We start from the raw sequence: 19113 nt of genomic DNA, 5'->3' as shown, positions 1-19113 counted from the left end.
AAACAAAAGAGGAGCCTCGGCTCCTCAAACTTACTGAATTTAAAAATCTAGTTATCTTTCAGAGGTTGGGACAGCAGAGTCCTAGCCTCTTTTTTTATCAGAAGTAGACAATTATCACAGCAATTGGCTACTCAACCTTGTCCATGTCCGATCTTACTTCATCGACATTGAATTTTGCAAAGAGGAACTTACGGTCTTGAACTGGGAAACGTTGATCCAACTGATCCACAGCACCTAGCTCCACAATCCCTTCCTTGATAACAAAGTCCATAACGTGACCACCAAAGGTATGGTCGTCTGAAATAAAGTGAAGATGATAGCCGGCTACACTGACACCGTGGAAAATTTCGGGTGTCCAAAAGCCAACAATGGTGCCGGAGACATTATCAGCATGGTACTCTGGCTGACTCACGGCCACCTCAGCAAACTTCTTCTCTGAAGTCGATTTTGGAATCATTCGCACATGCATGTGGGAAAATTCTCCATGAATCTTGATGGAGCGGAATAGATTTTCCCCATCGTAATAAGATTCAATCCGCTTTTCCAGCTCTTCATCTGTCATTTCGAAGCGCTGGCGGAAAATGACCTCCGCTTGATGGGGAACAACCGCAGCGTAGGGCACCGTTACATCATCTGAAACTTCTACAACTTCAGGCACATTGCCAGATCCCTTAGCCTGATAGGCCTTCCCATCAAGAACAATCAACTCCCCATCAATGGAATCCAGTGTACCAATCCCTAAATCGCCGTATTTCAGGAGCTCCCCAATCGTCATGCTCCCACCATAAAGTCCAGCCATCAAAGCTCCTAGGGTATTATACTGAAATAATTTCACTGGCTCTGCCATTTTTTCTCCTACATCAACAAATTTTTGTATTTTCTAATTCACTTAAGTATATCACATTCTGATTGAAATTCAAAAAAAGCGTTTAATGGACAATTAGAATCCGCACGTGATGCCTTAAATCAACTGACTTTCCTCAATACAGGCATCAGCGAGGATTTGAGCTACACGGTCAAACTTAAGTCGAAAATGTTCTAGTTTGTGACCATCGGAGCCAACTGAAAAGCGCTGACCACCCAGCTCCTTGACCAGACCAAGAGCGTAGATATAGAGATCTTCATGACCGTAGAGATACATAGACTTGCAGTTGAGTTCAAAGGCCAGATCATGATCAATCATCTTTTGAAAAAGCTGTCGCAGCTCTGGTTTAAAAGTTTTTAACTCCTCTACGGTAAGCGCAAATTTTCGGAAACCATAGTCAAAGTGGGCTAGGACATCTGCTGGTACAGCCTCAATAGCCTCTTCCAGCTCTCTCAGGTAGCGAGGAATTAACTCCATCTTGTCCAGCTGCAAGACAGGCTCTTCCAGATAGTCAAAACTGCCATTGTGGTGGACAGACAGGAGCTTGAGATCATAATCCTTGTCCGCTAGGAAAGCCAGAATATCGGCCTTACGCGGGGCGTAATAGCCAATTTCAATGCCCTTTTTGATGCGGTTGCCATATTGCTGGTTTAGCTCTGCTATTTTTGCTGAATAAGCCGCATAGTCAGGTACATCATCATGGGGCGAGGCAGCTTGGTAAGGGTAGGGATTGGACAAATCATAGTGCTCGGTGGTGACAATCTCGCCCTCGTAATGGTCCAGATAGTCAGAAAAATCCGCCTCAGAATCATAGGAAAAATAGGTATGAAGATGATTGTCGCGCATGCTTGCCACCTTTCTGCAAATCTTGTGTTCCTTTAATAATGTCAACGTTTGGTCGGCCCTTGTTTTATATTTCCCACATTCCGATCCTTTCGTTGACGTTGTCCATGCTCTAGCCTTTCGACAGAAGCCATTTTATTTCTTCCTAGGCCTTTACCTTTCTTTCAGCATGGCACTGGATAGGTCTAGCAGCTGCAAAGCCGTCTCAAAGTGCTCTCCCATCAGGTCATAGACAGCATCTTCGCTCAAAACGCCGCAGGCCACATCCTCAGGAAAGTCTGGTTGATTAGAAAATTCCAAATCGTCAAAGAAAACTTGGCTGGTGTAATAATCTCGGAGCTGGATATAATTCTTCTGGCTAGCCTCCAGCTCAGCCAAAGCAGATTGAGCCGCAGCCAGAGCCTGAGCGTATTTATTCAAATGCTCTTCCATTTCTTGGATTCGTTTCAGTTGGGACAATATCTCTACTCCTTCTTTAATCAAACTATCGTGTCAGCAAGAACATGCCTCTTCCTAATATAATCGAAAACTAGCAAGGCAAGAGATTTTTCAAGAAAACTTTACAAACTTTCGTACAGATCTGCCATAGTAGTATCATCTGGAACCAAACGCAGATATTTGCCAGCCTGTATTTTTGCTTCTTCCACACGCCCTAATTCGCGCAAGAGATAAACATATTCTTCCAAAAATTCAGGATTTTCCTGCAAGTCAACTGCCAGTTCCTGATACAGCTCCCCAGCTTTTTCCAGATTTTCCAAGGCCTGATAAGCACGCGCCAGATTCCAGCGAGTTAAGACATTATCTACTTCCTGATCCTCAAAAGCTAAGATCTCATCGTAGCGTTCCTGCTCCAGATAGAGATTGGTCAGGCGTAGAGCAATTTCCTCTAAATCATCTGCATTTTCCTGAGCTGCTAGCAAGTAGTTTTCAGATTTTTCCACATCATGCAGTTCGTAAGATAGTTGAGAAGCGAGGAGCAAAAGACGGGTTTCGAAAGGATTCTTGGTCAAACCTTGCTCAGCCATTTCCAAGGCTTCCTCCGTCTTATGCTCTGCATGGAGAGACTGCGCATAGGCATACTCATAGCCTTCAAAATCTGGCGAAATCGTATCCAGCTGCTTGAAGTACAAATTAGCTTTTTGGTACTCCTCTTGCTCATACAAGATAGCTGCTAATTCATAGACCGTCTCTTCGTCGTACTCCAGCTCTACAGCCTTTTCCAAAAATTCAATAGCTGCTTCGATTTTCCCCAGACTAGCATAACAAAGGCCAATGCGCTGGTAGGTGGACACGCCTGTCTGCTCGTAGATGGAGCGATGATCTAGCTGGGCATATTCCTTGATGGCCTGGGCAAAATTTTCCAATTCAAACTCAATTTCTGCTAAACCAAATGTCACCAAAGGTTCGTCCGACAGTTTGGCAGCTTCCAGCAATTTCTCCCGCGCCACATCTGGCAATCCCTCTAGCTGATAGAGGTCAGCCTTGGCCAAGAGAGCTGCCACATACCATTCACTTTCCGAGTTAATTTCCTCTAAATAGGCAAAAGCTTCCTCCAAATCACCATCGTCAGCGGCAATCGTTGCCAGACTAATATAGGACTCGGGGAAAAGCGGAGCCAATTTTTCATAAATTCGCTTGGCTTGAGGGAAAAAGCCGATACTTTCTAAGTAATCGGCTAATTCTAATAACTCTTGATCGGTATCTTGGCTCAAAGCCTCTTCAAAATACTTTTCAGCCTGCGCTAAATCTTGATTTTGCAGGGCTGTTAACATTTGTTCACTCTTACTCACTGCCTTCTCCTAATTCTTGAACACTTTCTTCATACAAACCGCTAACCTTCTTGTACCACTTAAAGAGCGCTGTGATGGCAACCTTGGCTGACGCATAAGCTGGAATTCCCAGCAAGACGCCCCAAATACCAAACATGGTTCCTGAAGTCAGCAAAACAAATAAAATCGTAATCGGATGGATGCTTAATTGGCTTCCCAAGATCAATGGAGACACGAAGCGCCCCTCAATGGTCTGCTCCACGATAAAGACGATAATGACTTTCAACAGCATGATCGGACCAGCTATTAAACCAAGAACCAAAGCCGGCAACATGGCAAGGAAGCTTCCCAGATAAGGCACTAAGTTCAAAACTCCTGCGACAACGGCTAGAGTTACACCGTAACGCAAGCCAATGATCTTGAAAAGAATCATAAACATAAAGGCCACAATAATCGCTACGGTCACTTGACCACGAACATAATTGGCCAACTGGGTATTGACATCTGTCATGACCTGACCAAATGACTCGCGGAATTTCGTTGGCAAGAACTGAACCACATAGCCTTTGAGATTTTTCCCATCACGCAGTAAATAGAAAAGAATAAAAGGCATGATGATGATAGCCACAATGATTTGTGAAGCCGTACTAATCAAATTGCTAGCCCAATTAACTGCCTTAGATGAAAAATTGCTGGCCCATGAAGTGATCTGAGTCGATAACTTATTCGTAACTTGCTCGATTTGTGGCTTCAAATCATCTGAAATATGATTGGTCAAAACATCATCAATCATTTTATTGGCTTGCTTGAGATAGGCGGGAACATTTTTTGAAAAACTCACTATCTGATGCTGCAAGTTAGGAATAGCAACTGCCAAGCCCCACACAATCAAAACACCAATCAAGACAAAGACAATTGTAATCCCAGCCACACGGTTAATCTTGCGCTTTTCCATCCAGTCGACAATGGGATTGAGCAGATAGTAAAGCAGCCCAGCCAAAATCACTGGCAACATAATGACACCAATAAACTCAATCACCGGTGTAAAAATAAAGCTAATTTTGCTAAGAATAAAAATGTTCAAACCGATGAGTAAGGTCACCAAAAATACGGTAATGGCCTTATTATCCAAGAACCATCTAAAAAACCAGGACAAACTAAAATCTTTTTCTTTGTGTTCCATATTCAACTCCTTTGGATATTCCATTTCATTGTACCATTTTTCAAAAAAAAATTCTTCAAGCAACCATGATGAAATGCCTCATTTATCGGACTTTTTCACTGATTGAAGTTAAAGTCCTGTTTTCTCTATCCATTCTACAAAAATAAAGAAAAATAGACCGAGATGGTCACTCGGTCTATGTATTTTTTCACTATGGATGGCTGACAATCAGTTGCAAGTCACCAGACAAGGTCCACTCTGTAACATCGCTCGGCAGGATGAAATGAGAGCCTTTTTCGATTGGATACACTGATTCATCTACTGTCAGCTCACCAGCACCTTCCAAGATACTGAACAGGCTGTAATCTACTGTCTTTTTAAATTCAACAGAACCAGCAATGTCCCACTTGTAAACAGCAAAGAAGTCATTGGCCACCAAAAGAGTAGAGGTCAAATCGTCTGCCTGAATGGTAACGGGACGGCTATTAGCAGGCTCGCCGATAGTCAGAACATCAATCGATTGCTCCAAATGCAACTCACGAAGATTGCCAGCATCGTCCTTACGATCAAAGTCATAGACCCGATAAGTGGTATCGCTAGACTGCTGAGTCTCCAAAATCAGAATGCCTGAGCCAATAGCATGCATGGTGCCACTTGGCACATAGAAAAAGTCACCAGACTTGACCGGAATTTTGGTCAAAAGATGATCCCAGTCCTTGCTCTCGATTTGCTGGCGCAGCTCTTCCTTGCTCTGGGCATTATGACCGTAGATAATCTCTGCCCCTTCGTCTGCAGCGATAACATACCAGCATTCTGTCTTGCCAAGCTCTCCTTCGTGCTCTAATCCATAGGCATCATCTGGATGGACTTGAACGCTGAGCCAGTCATTGGCATCCAAAATCTTTGTCAAAAGCGGAAAGACTGGCTCGGGGCGATTCCCAAAGAGCTCACGGTGTTCGGCATAGAGAACATCTAACTTCTGACCGGCAAATCGACCATTCTTGACGGTTGACACGCCATTAGGATGAGCCGAAATTGCCCAATACTCTCCCACATGGTCGCTGGGGATTTCATAGCCAAAAACATCACGCAGCTTGGTGCCACCCCAAATCTTCTCCTGCATCACAGACTCTAGAAATAACGGTTCTGACATAATAGTCTCCTTACATATTTTTCATCTTCCAAAATCAGGCATTCCTTGATGATAAAAGTTTGGTACTGCTTACATTATAATATAGACTCGGGTACTTTGTCTACTCCTACCTTACTTTACAAGGAGAAATCTGGCTCTCGCCAGACATTTATAATAAAAAGATTAAAGCTCCCCAGCAAATGCCGCAAAGATAGCCGACTAGCACATCCTTTGGATAGTGCACTCCGCCAATCACGCGCACTGCGGCCAACCCTGCCGAAAGCAAGAGGCAGATAAGCCCCGGCAGCCAGAAAAAGTAGAGCAAGCACATAGAAATCACTGTCGCCGAAAAAACATGGCGACTGGGCATAGACCTGCCTGATGTATCCTTGGCCAGCAAAGGCTGAATAGCCCATTTTTCGTAAGGGCGTGCTTGATTCAGCCGTTTACGAATCGCTGATAAGAGACCAAATCCAATAGCTGGTAAGAAGAAAAAAGTAAGCAAGCCTTTCCAACCCTCCATCAGAAAGGCATCAATCAAGACCAATCCATACACTAGAGGTATAAAAACAGTCATCCCCCTATTAAAATAGGCCATCCCTTTCACTATCCTAGGACGACTGCGAAAGGGAGCCGTTAATTGTTGATAAAAAATCGTGTAGTCTTTCATGCTTGCTTACCCTGCTTTTTAAAAAGTTGAATTCTCATACTTTCTCTACTATAGCATATTTCTAGACAAGATGGTAGATGGATAGCAAAAGAGACTGAGACCCAAACCCCAATCTCTTAGTGTTCATGTTTTCTGAAACGTATTATTTCTCCAAGTTCCAGATTTCCTTGGCATATTGCTCAATGGTATCATCTGAGGTGAACTTGTCAGATGTAGCGATGTTGATCAAGCTCATGCGGGCCCATTTTTCTTTGTCACGATAGAGGGCATCAATCTTCTCTTGAGCTTCCACGTAGGCATGGAAGTCTTCCAAGAGGAAGTATTCATCATTGTGGGTGATGAGGACTTCGTAGATTTCAGAGCCTTCTTCACGAACGTTTGGAATGGTACCGTTGACAAAGGTATCGACCACTCGGCGAATGTCTGGATTACTTTCATAGATACCACGTGAGTAGTAATCGTGGCGGGCATAATGCTCGTAAACTTGGTCCTTGTCCATCCCAAAGATGACAATGTTGTCGTCACCGACCTCGTCCTTGATTTCGATATTGGCTCCATCCAGTGTAGCTAGGGTAATAGCACCTGTCATCATGAACTTCATGTTGGAAGTACCAGAAGCTTCCTTGGAAGCCAGAGAAATCTGCTCAGATACATCTGCCGCAGGAATGATGAGCTCAGCCAAGCTGACCCGGTAGTTTTCTAGGAAAACAACCTTGAGTTTACCTTGCAGGCTTTCATCCTTGTTGACCAGATTGGCCACTTCATTGATCAGCTTGATAACAGACTTAGCAAAGTGGTAGCCTGGAGCAGCCTTGGCACCGAAGATAAAGACGCGCGGTACCATGTCCTTATCAGGATTGTCCTTGAGGTCCCAGTAGAGCTTGATGATATGAAGCAGGTTGAGCAGCTGACGCTTATAAGCGTGGAGGCGTTTCACCTGGACATCAAAGATAGCTTCTGTAGAAACTTCTACTCCTGTTGATTCCTTGATGAAGTCAGCCAGACGAGCCTTGGCTTCTTGCTTCACTCGGTAGAAATCGCCCAGCACTTGCTGATTGTCCTTGAATTCCAAAAGCTTGCGCAGCTCATGGATATCACTTCTCCAGCCCTTACCAATCAGCTTATCAATCTTAGCCGATAAAGGCTCATCCGCAATTTGCAGCCAGCGACGCTGGATAATCCCATTGGTCTTGTTATTAAACTTCTCTGGATAAATGCTGTAGAAATCACGCAATGTATCTTCTTTGAGCAATTCGGTGTGGAGTTTAGCAACACCATTGATTGAATGCCCACCGATGATAGCCAAGTGGGCCATGTGGACTTGATTGTCCTTGACAATTCGAGTGTTTTCGATGACTTGCGGATCAAGTCCACGTCCAGCCATTTCAGCCACATAGCGATTGTCAATTTCTAGGATGATTTGATAAACCCGCGGCAGGACATTCTTAAAGAGCTCCGCATCCCATTTTTCCAAGGCTTCTGACAAAATGGTATGGTTGGTGTAGCTCATGGTCTTAACCGTTGTGTTCCAAGCATCTGCCCACTCGAGACCATATTCATCTAGCAAAAGACGCATAAACTCAGCTGGCGCAACTGCTGGGTGGGTATCGTTGATATGGACAGAGACCTTCTCATGAATATCCTTGAGCGGACGACCTTGCTTAAGGTAGGATTTGATAATGGTTTACAGCCCTGCGCTGGTCATGAAGTATTCCTGAATCAGGCGCAGTTCTTTTCCTTCGTAACTAGAATCGTCTGGATAGAGAATGGCAGTGATGTCCTGCACCCGCCGACGGGCTTCAATAGTCGGATAGTCCAATTCATACTCTTCTGGAATTTCAACATCCCAAAGACGGAGATTATTGATATTGTCATTGCCAAAGCCAATCTGAGGCACGTCATAAGGCACAGCACGCAAGGTTTTAGAATGCTCATAAACCGGAACAATGCGGCCTTCTTCATTGGCACGGAGGTAAACATTGCCAAAGATCTTGACATCCACAATGCCGTGATCCTTACGGGTTTCCCAGACATTGCCTAGACTACCAAACCAATCATCTGGAATCTCGACCTGATAGCCATCTACGATTCTCTGCTTGAAAAGACCGTAGCGATAGCGAATCCCATTTCCAAAACCTGGATAGCCAGTTGTAGCTAGCGAGTCCATGAAGGCTGCTGCCAAGCGACCAAGGCCCCCATTTCCCAAAGCCATGTCGTGCTCAGCATTTTTTACATCCTCAAAGTCAACTCCTAACTCAGCAAAGCTTTCCTTGACCGTATCAAGAATACCTAAATTGAGCAGGTTGGTTTCCAGCATACGTCCCGGCAGAAACTCAATTGAGAAATAATAGGCTGTTTTTTGCTGCTGTTCCACGAGTTTATTGCGGCGCTCCAGCCACAGTGGCGTGATATATTTACGAATGGTACTAGCGAGGGCTTGAAAAAGCTCGGCTGCTGTAGCATCCGCAATCTTAATCAGCTGTCGTTCGTGCAAAGTATCCTTGAAATCTCGGATAAACTGTTCTTTATTTAATTCCATTTTTACCAATCAACTTCCTTTCTTTTAGGGAAAAGCATCCGTCTGGATAAGATGTCAACATGAGAAAGACCACTTACGCGACAAATCCTCTCTTGTTAGAAACAAGAGAGGATTGCTGTTCTAATGCAACATATTAGAGCAGTGACTCATATAAATCACTGTATGCTCGACTAGCTGTATCCCAAGAGAAATCTCTTTCCATAGCCTGAGTTTGCAGACTACGCCAAGCTTCTCGGTCATGCCAGTAAAGATTGAGGGCTTCTTTGAAAGTCCATGTCAGCCAATAACCAGAGAAGTTATTGAAGCTAAAGCCTGTTCCCTGTCCACTATAGACATTGAAAGGTTCAACCGTATCGCGCAAACCACCAACCTCGTGAACCAGTGGCAGTGTACCGTAACGCATGGACATCATCTGAGATAGACCGCAAGGTTCAAAGCGGCTCGGCATAAGGAAAATATCACTAGCCGCATAGATTTCCTGAGCCAAAGTAACATCAAAAAGGATATTAGCGGACAATTTTTCAGGATAAGCCTGGCCAAACCAAGCGAAGGCCCGTTCAAATGCAGGATCACCTGTTCCAAGTAGCACAATTTGCACATCTTCCTGAAGCAGATTATGCAACTCTTCCACCACCAAATCAAAACCTTTTTGACGTGTCAATCGAGAGACGATACCAACGACAGGAACATCATCCCGAACTGGCAAGCCGACTTTTGCTTGAAGAGCTCGTTTGTTTTCCAATTTCCCAGTCAAATCATCTTTATTAAAGTGGTAAGCCAGCAATTTATCGGTTTCTGGATTGTAGATATCTGTATCGATACCATTGACAATACCGACCAGCTTGCCAGACTCCATCCGAAGAACCTGATCCAGACCGCAGCCAAACTCAGCTGTCCGAATTTCGTTGGCATAGCTCGGTGAAACAGTTGTCACGCGATCCGCATAGAGAATGCCCGCTTTCATCCAGTTGAGACAGTCATTCCAACGGAGAGTGCCATCCGCATAACGTTCATAGCCGACACCAAAGAGTTCCCAAAGCATACTATCCGAAAATTGTCCCTGAAACTCTAAATTATGAATAGTCAGCACTGTCTTGATGTTGTTATAGGCCTGAATCCAGCGATATTTTTCCTTGACCAAGAAAGGAATCATAGCTGTATGGTAGTCGTGCGCATGGAGAACATCTGGAATAAAGTCAATGCGCTCCATCAGTTCAATTGCTGCTAATTGGAAATAGGCAAAACGTTCGCCGTCATCAAAATCACCATAGACATGTCCACGGAAGAAATAATGCTGATTATCGATAAAGTAGAAGTTCACACCTTCTAACTCAATCTTTTTGACACCGACATACTCCCGACGCCAACCGACACTGACTTCAAAGGAGAAGAGGTCTTCAACTTGATCACCAAATTTAGCATCCGTCATGTCATAATATGGCAGAATAACCCCAACTTCATGGCCAGCTTTGACCAAGGATTTGGGGAGGGCGCCGATAACGTCCCCCAAACCACCCGTCTTGGAAAAAGGTGCTCCTTCTGCTGCTACAAATAAAATTTTCATGAAACGATGTCCTCTGTAACTTTTTGACCTTTCTTCAGTACAACTGGATGTTCAGCTGTCCCTCGAACGACAACTCCTTCAGCAATCTCAACGCCCTTGTCCACAATTGCATATTCTACCACTGCATTTTTTCCAACGACGACGCGTGGGAAGAGGAGACTATCTTTGACACTGCTACCCGCTAAAATTCTTGTATTCCGCGAAATAACAGAGTTTACAACTTCACCTTCTACAATACTACCTGACGCAAACTGAGAGCGATTTACTTTTGATGTAGTTGCATAGTAAGTCGGCTCTTCATTTTTCACCTTCGTATAAATCTTGTGATTTGGTGAGAAGAGAGAGTAGAATTTCTGCCGATCAAGCATGTCAATGTTAGCTTTATAGTATGAATCAACAGAGTAGATATTTGCCAAATAGCCTGTGTACTCATAAGCAAAAGCTCCAACTTCAGCTGCCAAGTCTCGAAGAACATAGCGTAGCTTTTGTGGGAATTCTTTTTGGGCTTCTTCTTCCAATTTTTCAATCAACCACGGCGTATCTACTACAAAAATATCTGTAGACATATTGAAAAGCTCGCCCTCGTCTCTATCACTATGCAGCTTATGTCCTAGGACATGGTCTGTTTCACTGACTTGCAGAACTGCATTGACATCTGAAATATCTTTAGATGGCAATTTCTTGTAAACCACTGTCATCGGTTGCTGGGTTGTGTTATGTAAGTGGAAGACCTGATTTAGGTCAATGTTGATCAACACATCACAGTTCAGGGCTACAGTTTGGTTAGAGCCTGAGCGCTTCAAATAAGTCAATAACTGTTCATAATATTCCTTACCAACTGTACTACTTTCTACACGAGTATTGTAAATGCCTAGATAGTAGTGACTCAAAAGTGTAGACAAGCCCCACTCACGACCTGAACGAATATGGTCAAATACAGAACTAATATTGTCCTGCTGGAAGATACCAAAGACGCTACGAACGCCAGCATTAGCAAGGCTAGAAAGGGGGAAGTCAATCAAACGGTATTTCCCACCAAATGGCAAACTGGCAACTGGACGATGTTCTGTTAAGGTTGACATGTCGTGGAAACCGACCGTATTTCCTAAAATCGCTGAATATTTATCAATCTTCATCTGTTGGTACCCCCACTTTTTCATTATATCCGACTACTTGCACTTCATCTGTTCCGTCAATCTCTACACCATCAGAAATAACAGCGCCCTCACCAATGATCGCACGTTTAATCTTAGCTCCTTGGCCAATAATAGCGCCACTCATAATGACAGAATCAATGACTTCTGCACCCTCACGAACTTGAGCGCCTGTTGAAAGAATAGAATGCTTAACAGTTCCATCCACAAAACAGCCGTCAACTACCAAAGAATCTTCAACATGAGCATTTGCACCAAGGTAGTTTGGTGGTGAAATCAAGTTACGTGAGTAAATTTTCCACTGACGGTCACGACTATCTAAAGCATTTTCTGGACTAATGTATTCCATATTAGCTTCCCAAAGTGACTCAATCGTACCAACGTCTTTCCAGTAGCCGTTAAATTCGTAAGCATAAACGCTTTCGCCAGATTCAAGATAGTTAGGGATAACATTTTTACCAAAGTCGGACATATCTACATTGCTCTTTTCAGCAGCAATCAGCATATTACGGAGACGTTGCCAGTCAAAGATATAGATTCCCATAGAGGCCTTGGTTGATTTAGGATTTTCTGGTTTTTCTTCAAATTCAACGATCCGATTGTTAGCATCGGTATTCATGATACCAAAACGGCTGGCCTCCTTGAGAGGTACATCCAAGACAGCAACCGTCAAACTAGCGCTGTTATCCTTGTGGGATTGGAGCATATCATCGTAGTCCATCTTGTAGATATGGTCACCAGATAGGATTAAAACATATTCAGGATTGATACTGTCGATATAGTCAATATTTTGGAAAATAGCGTGGCTTGTTCCCTCAAACCAACGATTTCCTTCACTGGCAGAGTAAGGCTGAAGAATGGATACACCTGTATTGATACCATCTAAGCCCCAGCTTGAACCGTTCCCGATGTGACTGTTCAAAGCAAGTGGTTGGTACTGGGTAATCACACCGACATTGTTAATCCCAGAGTTGGCACAATTTGACAGCGCGAAATCAATAATACGATAACGACCACCAAACTGTACTGCTGGTTTCGCAATACTTTGTGTGAGCTTTCCAAGACGAGTTCCTTGCCCACCGGCAAGAATCAAAGCTAGCATTTCATTCTTCATATCCTACTCCTTTGTGGAATCTTTTTTAGCATTTTTACGAACATTCACACGACGCTTGATTTTCCAAATACTTGCTCCCAAAGCTGGTAGCGTAAAGGTCAAGGTCTGCGGATAATCTTTCCATAGTCCCTCTTGAGACTGAACTGTTTCGTTGTGTTCTTTCCAAACACCTCCCCATTTCTCTAATTCAGTATTCCATACTTCTTCATAAACGGCTGCCACTGGCACACCAATGGTAAAGTTTTTGCGCTCTACTGGCACCATGTTGAATACACAGACTAACATATCTCCTTTTTCTGTCTTACGGATAAAGGAAAGGACGCTCTGATCGGTATTGTCTGCATCGATGATTTCGATGCCATCGTAGCTAAGATCAATCTCCCAAAGCGGACGATTATCTCGATAAAAGGCGTTGAGAGCAGAAGTGAAGGTTTGCATCTGCTTGTTCATCTGATCGTCCAGATTTGACCATTCCAGCTGCTCTTCTGACTTCCACTCTAGGAATTGACCAAATTCTGAACCCATAAAGAGCAGTTTCTTGCCTGGATGGCAGATTTGATAGGTCAAGAGGTTGCGGAGACCAGCAAATTGATTGTAGCGGTCACCCCACATCTTATGCATCATGCTCTTCTTACCATGAACGACTTCGTCGTGAGAGAAAGGCAAGAGGAAATTTTCAGAAAAAGCATACATAAAGCTGAAGGTCACCAGATTAAAATCGTACTTGCGATAAATCGGGTCTTCTTCATAGAAACGGAGAATATCGTTCATCCAGCCCATATTCCACTTGAAGTCAAAGCCCAAACCGCCCATCTCTCTCATGCCTGTAATCTTGGTTTCGGACGAGCTCTCTTCAGCAATCATCATAACATCTGGATGAGCCAGCTTGATAACTGTATTCAAACGCTGCAAGAAATAGTAGCCTTCATAGTTACGATTACCGCCATCCTTGTTTGGCTGCCAAGGACCACTATCATAGTCTAGATAGAGCATGTTACTAACCGCATCTACACGAACCCCATCTAGATGATAGAAATCAATCCAGAACTTGATGCTAGAGATCAAGAAGGATTGCACTTCATTTTTTCCTAGGTCAAAATTCAAGGCACCCCAGCCATAGTTGTGAGCTCGGTCATGATCCTGGTACTCAAAGGTTGGTGTTCCATCATAGTAGGCCAAGGCATCGTCATTGATGGTAAAGTGACCTGGAACCCAGTCCACAATGACACCAATATTATTTAAGTGACATTCTTCGACAAAGTCCTGAAATTCCTCTGGCGTTCCATAAGTATGTTCAAAGGCAAAGTAACCCATAAGCTGGTAGCCCCAGCTGAGTCCCAAAGGATGCGCCATGAGCGGCATGAACTCAACGTGTGTATAGTTCATTTCGACCAGATAAGGAATCAACTCCTCCTTAAGCTGAGCCATAGAGTATGGACTACCGTCAGGATTGCGTTTCCAAGATCCAGCATGCACTTCATAGATATTGACCGGTCTTGAGAAAAAGCCCCAACGCTTTCTCCGAGCCAGCCAAAGTCCATCTTGCCACTTCTTCTCTGGAATAGTCCGAACAATAGCTCCCGTACCTGGGCGCTCTTCCAAATAGATAGCCAGCGGATCAATTTTCAAGATTTCCTGACCGCTACTGCGTTTAATATTGTACTTGTAAATATCTCCTTCCTTAGGCAAATCCGTGAAGACTTCCCATACACCGCCTTCATTGCGAGTCATAGGAATCTGCTCTCCATACCAATTGGTGAAATCTCCAATCAGATGCACATTCTGCGCATTTGGAGCCCAAACTCTAAAGGTGTAGCCAGCCTTGCCATCCACCACATCCTGATGCACTCCCAAATAATGCTGCAAATGAAAGTTTTCACCTGTTGTAAAGGTTCTTAATGCTTCTTTTTTGTCCATTTAGTCACCTTTCTATTTGTAAGCGTTTTCTATGTTTCTATTTTACCCCATTTTCTTATATTTTTCAAGTAAATTTCCAAAAACTATCTCAAAAATTTCAAAAGCCCAATTTCTTCAAAAGAATGAGTTGCTATATCAATAGATCGTTGAAGAAGATCTCATGAAATACTGATTCTACAGGCTTTTACCTGAATTATTTGATATAAAATTAAAGATAAAACGGTTAAAATTTGTATAGACCAATATGTAAATTTACATTTTAAAATGATAAGTAATCAAAAATATAAACACTTGCTTATTTTTATATTGTTCGAACACTTGTTATAGAATTACAAGTTCATCAAGGTAAGAAAAAAGGCCGCACAAAGCCGCCTTTCTCATTATTTCACATCAAACACGATGGATTTCACTTGTGTCATCGCTTCGATACTGTAACGAATCCCTTGCACTCCTGCTCCAGATCCCTTAACACCAAGGAATGGGAAGTTATCTGGACCACGTTGGGTCTTATTATTGATATGTACAGTACCCACTTCCAGTTTTTCAGCAATTTCAAATGCTTTCGGAAAATCATTTGTAAAGACTGAGGATTGAAGACCGAACTCTGACTGGTTACAGATCTGAATAGCCTCTTCAACGGAAGTCACACGAATAATCGGAAGAACAGGACCAAATGGCTCTTCCCAAGCTAATTTCATATCCAGTGTCACATGGTCAAACAAGGCAGGCCAGATGAGATTTGCTTCACGTTTGATTTCTGTCAAGGCTGACGCCCCTTTTTCTTGAGCATCTTCAATCAAGCCCCAGATGAAATCTGCTGATGCGTTATCAATGACTGGTGTGATATCCGCATTATCAAAGGGATCCCCAACCGTCAGTTTCTCTACCTCTGCCTTAATCAGCGCCGCTAATTTATCTGCCACGCTCTCCATGACAATGACACGTTTAATAGCCGTACAGCGCTGACCGGAATAACTGTATGCCCCGCCAACAATCTGCTTAGCTGCATGTTCCAAGTCAGCATCTTCCAGCACGACTGCAGCATCCTTACCACCCAATTCTAACATGATTGGACGCATACCAGCTAACTTACCGATGCGCTCACCGATTGGAGTGGAGCCAGTAAAGTTTATGTAATTTACTTCCTTATGCTCAATGATATAGTCCCCAATTTCTGAACCACGTCCTGTGATGGTATTGAAAACACCAGCAGGCAGACCAGCCTCAGCAAAAGCCTGAGCCAAGAGCAGACCAGAAATTGAACCTTGTGTAGGTGGCTTAAACATCACGACATTTCCACCGATAAGGGCAGGAGCAATCTTAGAACCAGACAGGTTGACTGGGTAGTTAAATGGCGCGATAGCCAAGACAACTCCTACAGGCTCACGACGAACCACAGCCAATTTTTTCTTGCTGGCAGCCTCGAAGCCGCCACCTTCCATAACCTGGCCATGAATACGAATTCCCTCTTCGGCCGCATAGCGAATCAAGTCTGCTGTTCGAACAACTTCTCCAATCGCCGCTTTAATACCCTTGGCAACTTCTTTTGCAAGGATTTCGCCAATCCTCTCCTGATCGCGCTCCAAAATATCCGCGGCCTTATGCAGATAAGCTGCACGTTCGACTGCTGAAAGGGCGCGCCAAGCTGGCAAAGCCGCACGAGCGCTCGCCATCGCATAATCAACCTCTGCCTGACTCATCGCAGGAACAGTTCCTAAAATCTCATTATTGATAGGAGATGAGATGGTGATTTCATTTTCAGAAGCTCTCCACTCTCCATTTATATAGTTCTTATATTGTGTCACATGTCCCCTCCAAAATGTTATTAAGTATCATTTTATCAAATTTTCTGAAAATTTCAACTAAATTTTATAAATTTAAAGAAATTTTTCACAAATTTCATGAATCATCTTCTTTTGTTCGTATTAACTCGCTATATTTCTCGATTTTTCATCGAGTCTCACTTTCTACACTAGGTCTACTATGACGCTGAAGAAAACTAAAAAAGACCAGGAAAATTTTCCTGATCTTAATTTTCAGATTAATCGAAGTCAAGATATTCTTTTTCAAGTTCAAGAACTTCTTCCATCGTTGCACATTCAGTCAATGCGCGCTGTGCAAGTTCTTCCATCTTCTTCGTATCCAATTTCTTCATAAGGCTACGAGTCCGAAGGACAGAAGTGGCACTCATAGAGAATTCATCCAAGCCCATTCCGACAAGAAGCGGCACAGCTGTTTGGTCACCAGCCATTTCTCCACACATACCTGCCCACTTGCCTTCAGCATGAGCTGCCTTAATAACGTTGTTGATCAAGCGAAGGATTGATGGGTTGTATGGTTGGTAGAGGTATGAAACTTGTTCGTTCATGCGGTCAGCAGCCATTGTATATTGGATCAAGTCGTTAGTACCGATAGAGAAGAAGTCAACTTCTTTGGCAAATTGATCAGCTAGCATTGCTGCTGCTGGAATTTCAATCATGATACCTACTTGGATATTATCCGCTACAGCAACTCCTTCCGCTTGCAATTTCGCTTTTTCTTCTTCGTAAACTGCTTTAGCCTTGCGGAATTCTGTCAAGAGAGCAACCATCGGGAACATGATACGCAATTGTCCATGTACAGAAGCACGCAAGAGAGCGCGGATTTGTGTACGGAACATAGCGTCACCAGTTTCAGAGATAGAGATACGCAATGCACGGAAACCAAGGAATGGATTCATTTCATGCGGCATATCGAAGTAAGGAAGCTCCTTATCTCCACCGATGTCCATTGTACGAACGACAACAGGTTTACCATTCATTCCTTCAAGTACAGCCTTGTATGCTTCGTATTGCTCGTCTTCTGTTGGGAAGTCTTGTGAATCCATGTAAAGGAATTCTGTACGGTAAAGACCTACGGCCTCAGCACCATTTGCATTGACACCTTCAACGTCTTTTGGTGTACCAATGTTAGCAGCGAGTTCAAAGTGTTTGCCATCGGCAGTCACTGTTTGAGCATCTTTCAAGAGAGCCCATTCAGCTTTTTGCTTCGCATAAGCTTCACCAGCTGCCTTGAATGCTGCTGCCTGCTCTTCAGTTGGGTTAATGATAACTTCACCAGTGATACCATTTGCTGCAATGATATCGCCGTCTTTAACGAGTTCAGTGATATTATTGGTTCCCAATACCGCTGCGATTTCAAGCGTACGCGCCATAATCGCAGAGTGGCTTGTTCGTCCACCGATATTGGTTACAAACGCTTTAACAAATTTCTTGTCTAATTGAGCTGTATCAGAAGGAGTCAAGTCATGTGCAATGACAACTGATTCTTCATTGATAGAAGCTGGATTTGGTAATTTCTTGCCCAAAAGGTTTGCCAAAACGCGCTTCGTTACGTCACGAATATCTGCCGCACGTTCTTGCATGTATGGATTGTCTTCCATACCTTCAAAAATAGCGATAAACATGTCTGTAACTTCTTTCAGACCAGCTTCCGCATTTACTTTCTTAGTACGGATCGTTTCTTTGATTTGACCAACCATTTCAGGGTCAGCGAGTACCATTAAGTGAGCGTCAAATACTTGAGCCGCTTCTTCACCAAGGCTATCTACTGCTTTCTCACGGATAACAGAAAGCTCGTTCTGTGAAGCTTCAAGAGCTGCATCCAAACGAGCCTCTTCTGCATTCGTATCATCGACTGAAACAGTCTCAAATGACAAATCCGGTTGAACTAATAGATATGCCTTAGCAACAGCAACACCATCAGATGCCGCAATTCCTTTAAGCATTTCTGTCATTTTCTTATGCCAATCCTTCTTTTTCCATTGTTTCTGAGATAGCAGCGATAGCATCATCCGCGTCTGCACCTTCAGCTGAGATTTTAACGTCAGCACCTTGGCCAACACCAAGACTCATAACACCCATGATTGATTTAAGGTTTACTGATTTACCTTTGTACTCAAGAGTGATATCTGAAGCAAATTTGCTAGCTGTTTGTACCAACAATGTTGCTGGACGCGCGTGAATACCTGTTTCTGCCACAATGTGGAAATCTTTAGAAGCCATAGTTAGACTCTCCTTTAAAATAATTCTTTTTGAGTTAAAGTGATAACCCTTACAAGTTGATATTATATCACTTTTTGAAATCTTTTTCAAGAATTTTATAGCCCGCTTACAAAATATTTCGTTAGAGTTTGAAAATGAATTCTGTTTTAAAATAGTAGATTCAATCGTCAACTCCCTCTCTTTCCGGAATAGTTCCAAGGCTTTCTTCCTTATAATGAATTCTTCTTGGTCTAGCTTCTCTTAAAGTACAGTAAGCGCTGTTACTTCTTGTGGTTATTTCTCTTTGTTTCGATGTTTTATACACTATATATTGTATCTATATAGATGCTATAAGAAAATAT

Annotated in this window: 14 protein-coding genes and 1 pseudogene; all 15 read right to left on the bottom strand. The window is 43.3% G+C overall.

Annotation, left to right across the window (positions count from 1 at the left end; all coding sequences use genetic code 11):
- Positions 1-127: 127 nt before the first annotated feature.
- The gene (gene budA, locus A0765_RS01215; protein WP_061910878.1) at positions 128-847 is read right to left on the bottom strand and encodes an acetolactate decarboxylase; all 720 of its coding nucleotides are present in this window, start codon (positions 845-847) and stop codon (positions 128-130) included.
- Positions 848-961: 114 nt separating this feature from the next.
- Positions 962-1711, bottom strand: coding sequence for a PHP domain-containing protein (locus A0765_RS01210; protein ID WP_062004211.1), 750 nt, complete (start codon positions 1709-1711; stop codon positions 962-964).
- 150 nt (positions 1712-1861) lie between these two features.
- Positions 1862-2167 carry a DUF4298 domain-containing protein gene (locus A0765_RS01205; protein WP_062004209.1) on the bottom strand — a complete coding sequence of 102 codons (306 nt, stop codon included), beginning with the start codon at positions 2165-2167 and terminating at the stop codon, positions 1862-1864.
- 101 nt (positions 2168-2268) lie between these two features.
- Positions 2269-3498, bottom strand: a complete 1230-nt coding sequence (locus tag A0765_RS01200) for a tetratricopeptide repeat protein (protein ID WP_142325616.1) — start codon at positions 3496-3498, stop codon at positions 2269-2271.
- A complete protein-coding gene (locus A0765_RS01195; RefSeq protein ID WP_062004205.1) occupies positions 3491-4660 on the bottom strand; it encodes an AI-2E family transporter in 1170 nt (389 codons plus the stop codon). Before A0765_RS01195 ends, A0765_RS01200 begins: the two co-directional genes overlap by 8 nt.
- A 190-nt stretch (positions 4661-4850) precedes the next feature.
- Positions 4851-5792: a mannose-6-phosphate isomerase, class I gene (gene manA, locus A0765_RS01190; protein ID WP_062004203.1), complete on the bottom strand. Its 942-nt coding sequence runs from the start codon at positions 5790-5792 to the stop codon at positions 4851-4853.
- Positions 5793-5940: 148 nt separating this feature from the next.
- Entirely contained in the window at positions 5941-6441 is a 501-nt protein-coding gene (locus A0765_RS01185; RefSeq protein ID WP_062004201.1) for a phosphatase PAP2 family protein, read from the bottom strand.
- A 142-nt stretch (positions 6442-6583) separates the two neighbouring features.
- Positions 6584-8980, bottom strand: a pseudogene (locus A0765_RS01180) (glycogen/starch/alpha-glucan phosphorylase).
- Between the two features lie 133 nt (positions 8981-9113).
- Positions 9114-10544: a glycogen synthase GlgA gene (gene glgA / locus A0765_RS01175; RefSeq protein ID WP_062004199.1), complete on the bottom strand. Its 1431-nt coding sequence runs from the start codon at positions 10542-10544 to the stop codon at positions 9114-9116.
- A complete protein-coding gene (gene glgD, locus A0765_RS01170; RefSeq protein WP_062004196.1) occupies positions 10541-11680 on the bottom strand; it encodes a glucose-1-phosphate adenylyltransferase subunit GlgD in 1140 nt (379 codons plus the stop codon). The genes glgA and glgD overlap by 4 nt, the downstream gene beginning before the upstream one ends.
- Positions 11670-12812, bottom strand: a complete 1143-nt coding sequence (locus A0765_RS01165; protein WP_005589595.1) for a glucose-1-phosphate adenylyltransferase — start codon at positions 12810-12812, stop codon at positions 11670-11672. Before A0765_RS01165 ends, glgD begins: the two co-directional genes overlap by 11 nt.
- A gap of 3 nt (positions 12813-12815) precedes the next feature.
- Complete coding sequence (gene glgB, locus A0765_RS01160; RefSeq protein ID WP_062004194.1) at positions 12816-14729, bottom strand: 1,4-alpha-glucan branching protein GlgB; 1914 nt, start codon at positions 14727-14729, stop codon at positions 12816-12818.
- A 380-nt stretch (positions 14730-15109) separates the two neighbouring features.
- Entirely contained in the window at positions 15110-16534 is a 1425-nt protein-coding gene (locus A0765_RS01155) for an NADP-dependent glyceraldehyde-3-phosphate dehydrogenase (RefSeq protein WP_062004192.1), read from the bottom strand.
- 236 nt (positions 16535-16770) lie between these two features.
- Positions 16771-18504: a phosphoenolpyruvate--protein phosphotransferase gene (gene ptsP, locus A0765_RS01150; RefSeq protein WP_061910896.1), complete on the bottom strand. Its 1734-nt coding sequence runs from the start codon at positions 18502-18504 to the stop codon at positions 16771-16773.
- 4 nt (positions 18505-18508) lie between these two features.
- Positions 18509-18772 (bottom strand): phosphocarrier protein HPr, encoded by a 264-nt coding sequence (locus tag A0765_RS01145; RefSeq protein ID WP_002896017.1) that lies wholly within the window; start codon positions 18770-18772, stop codon positions 18509-18511.
- Positions 18773-19113: the final 341 nt, after the last annotated feature.

It is taken from the genome of Streptococcus cristatus (assembly GCF_001588905.1).
In the GTDB taxonomy this organism is placed as follows: Bacteria; Bacillota; Bacilli; order Lactobacillales; family Streptococcaceae; genus Streptococcus; species Streptococcus cristatus_N.
The sequence above is the reverse complement of the archived record's forward strand: the minus strand, read 5'-3'. Positions and strand labels throughout refer to the sequence as shown.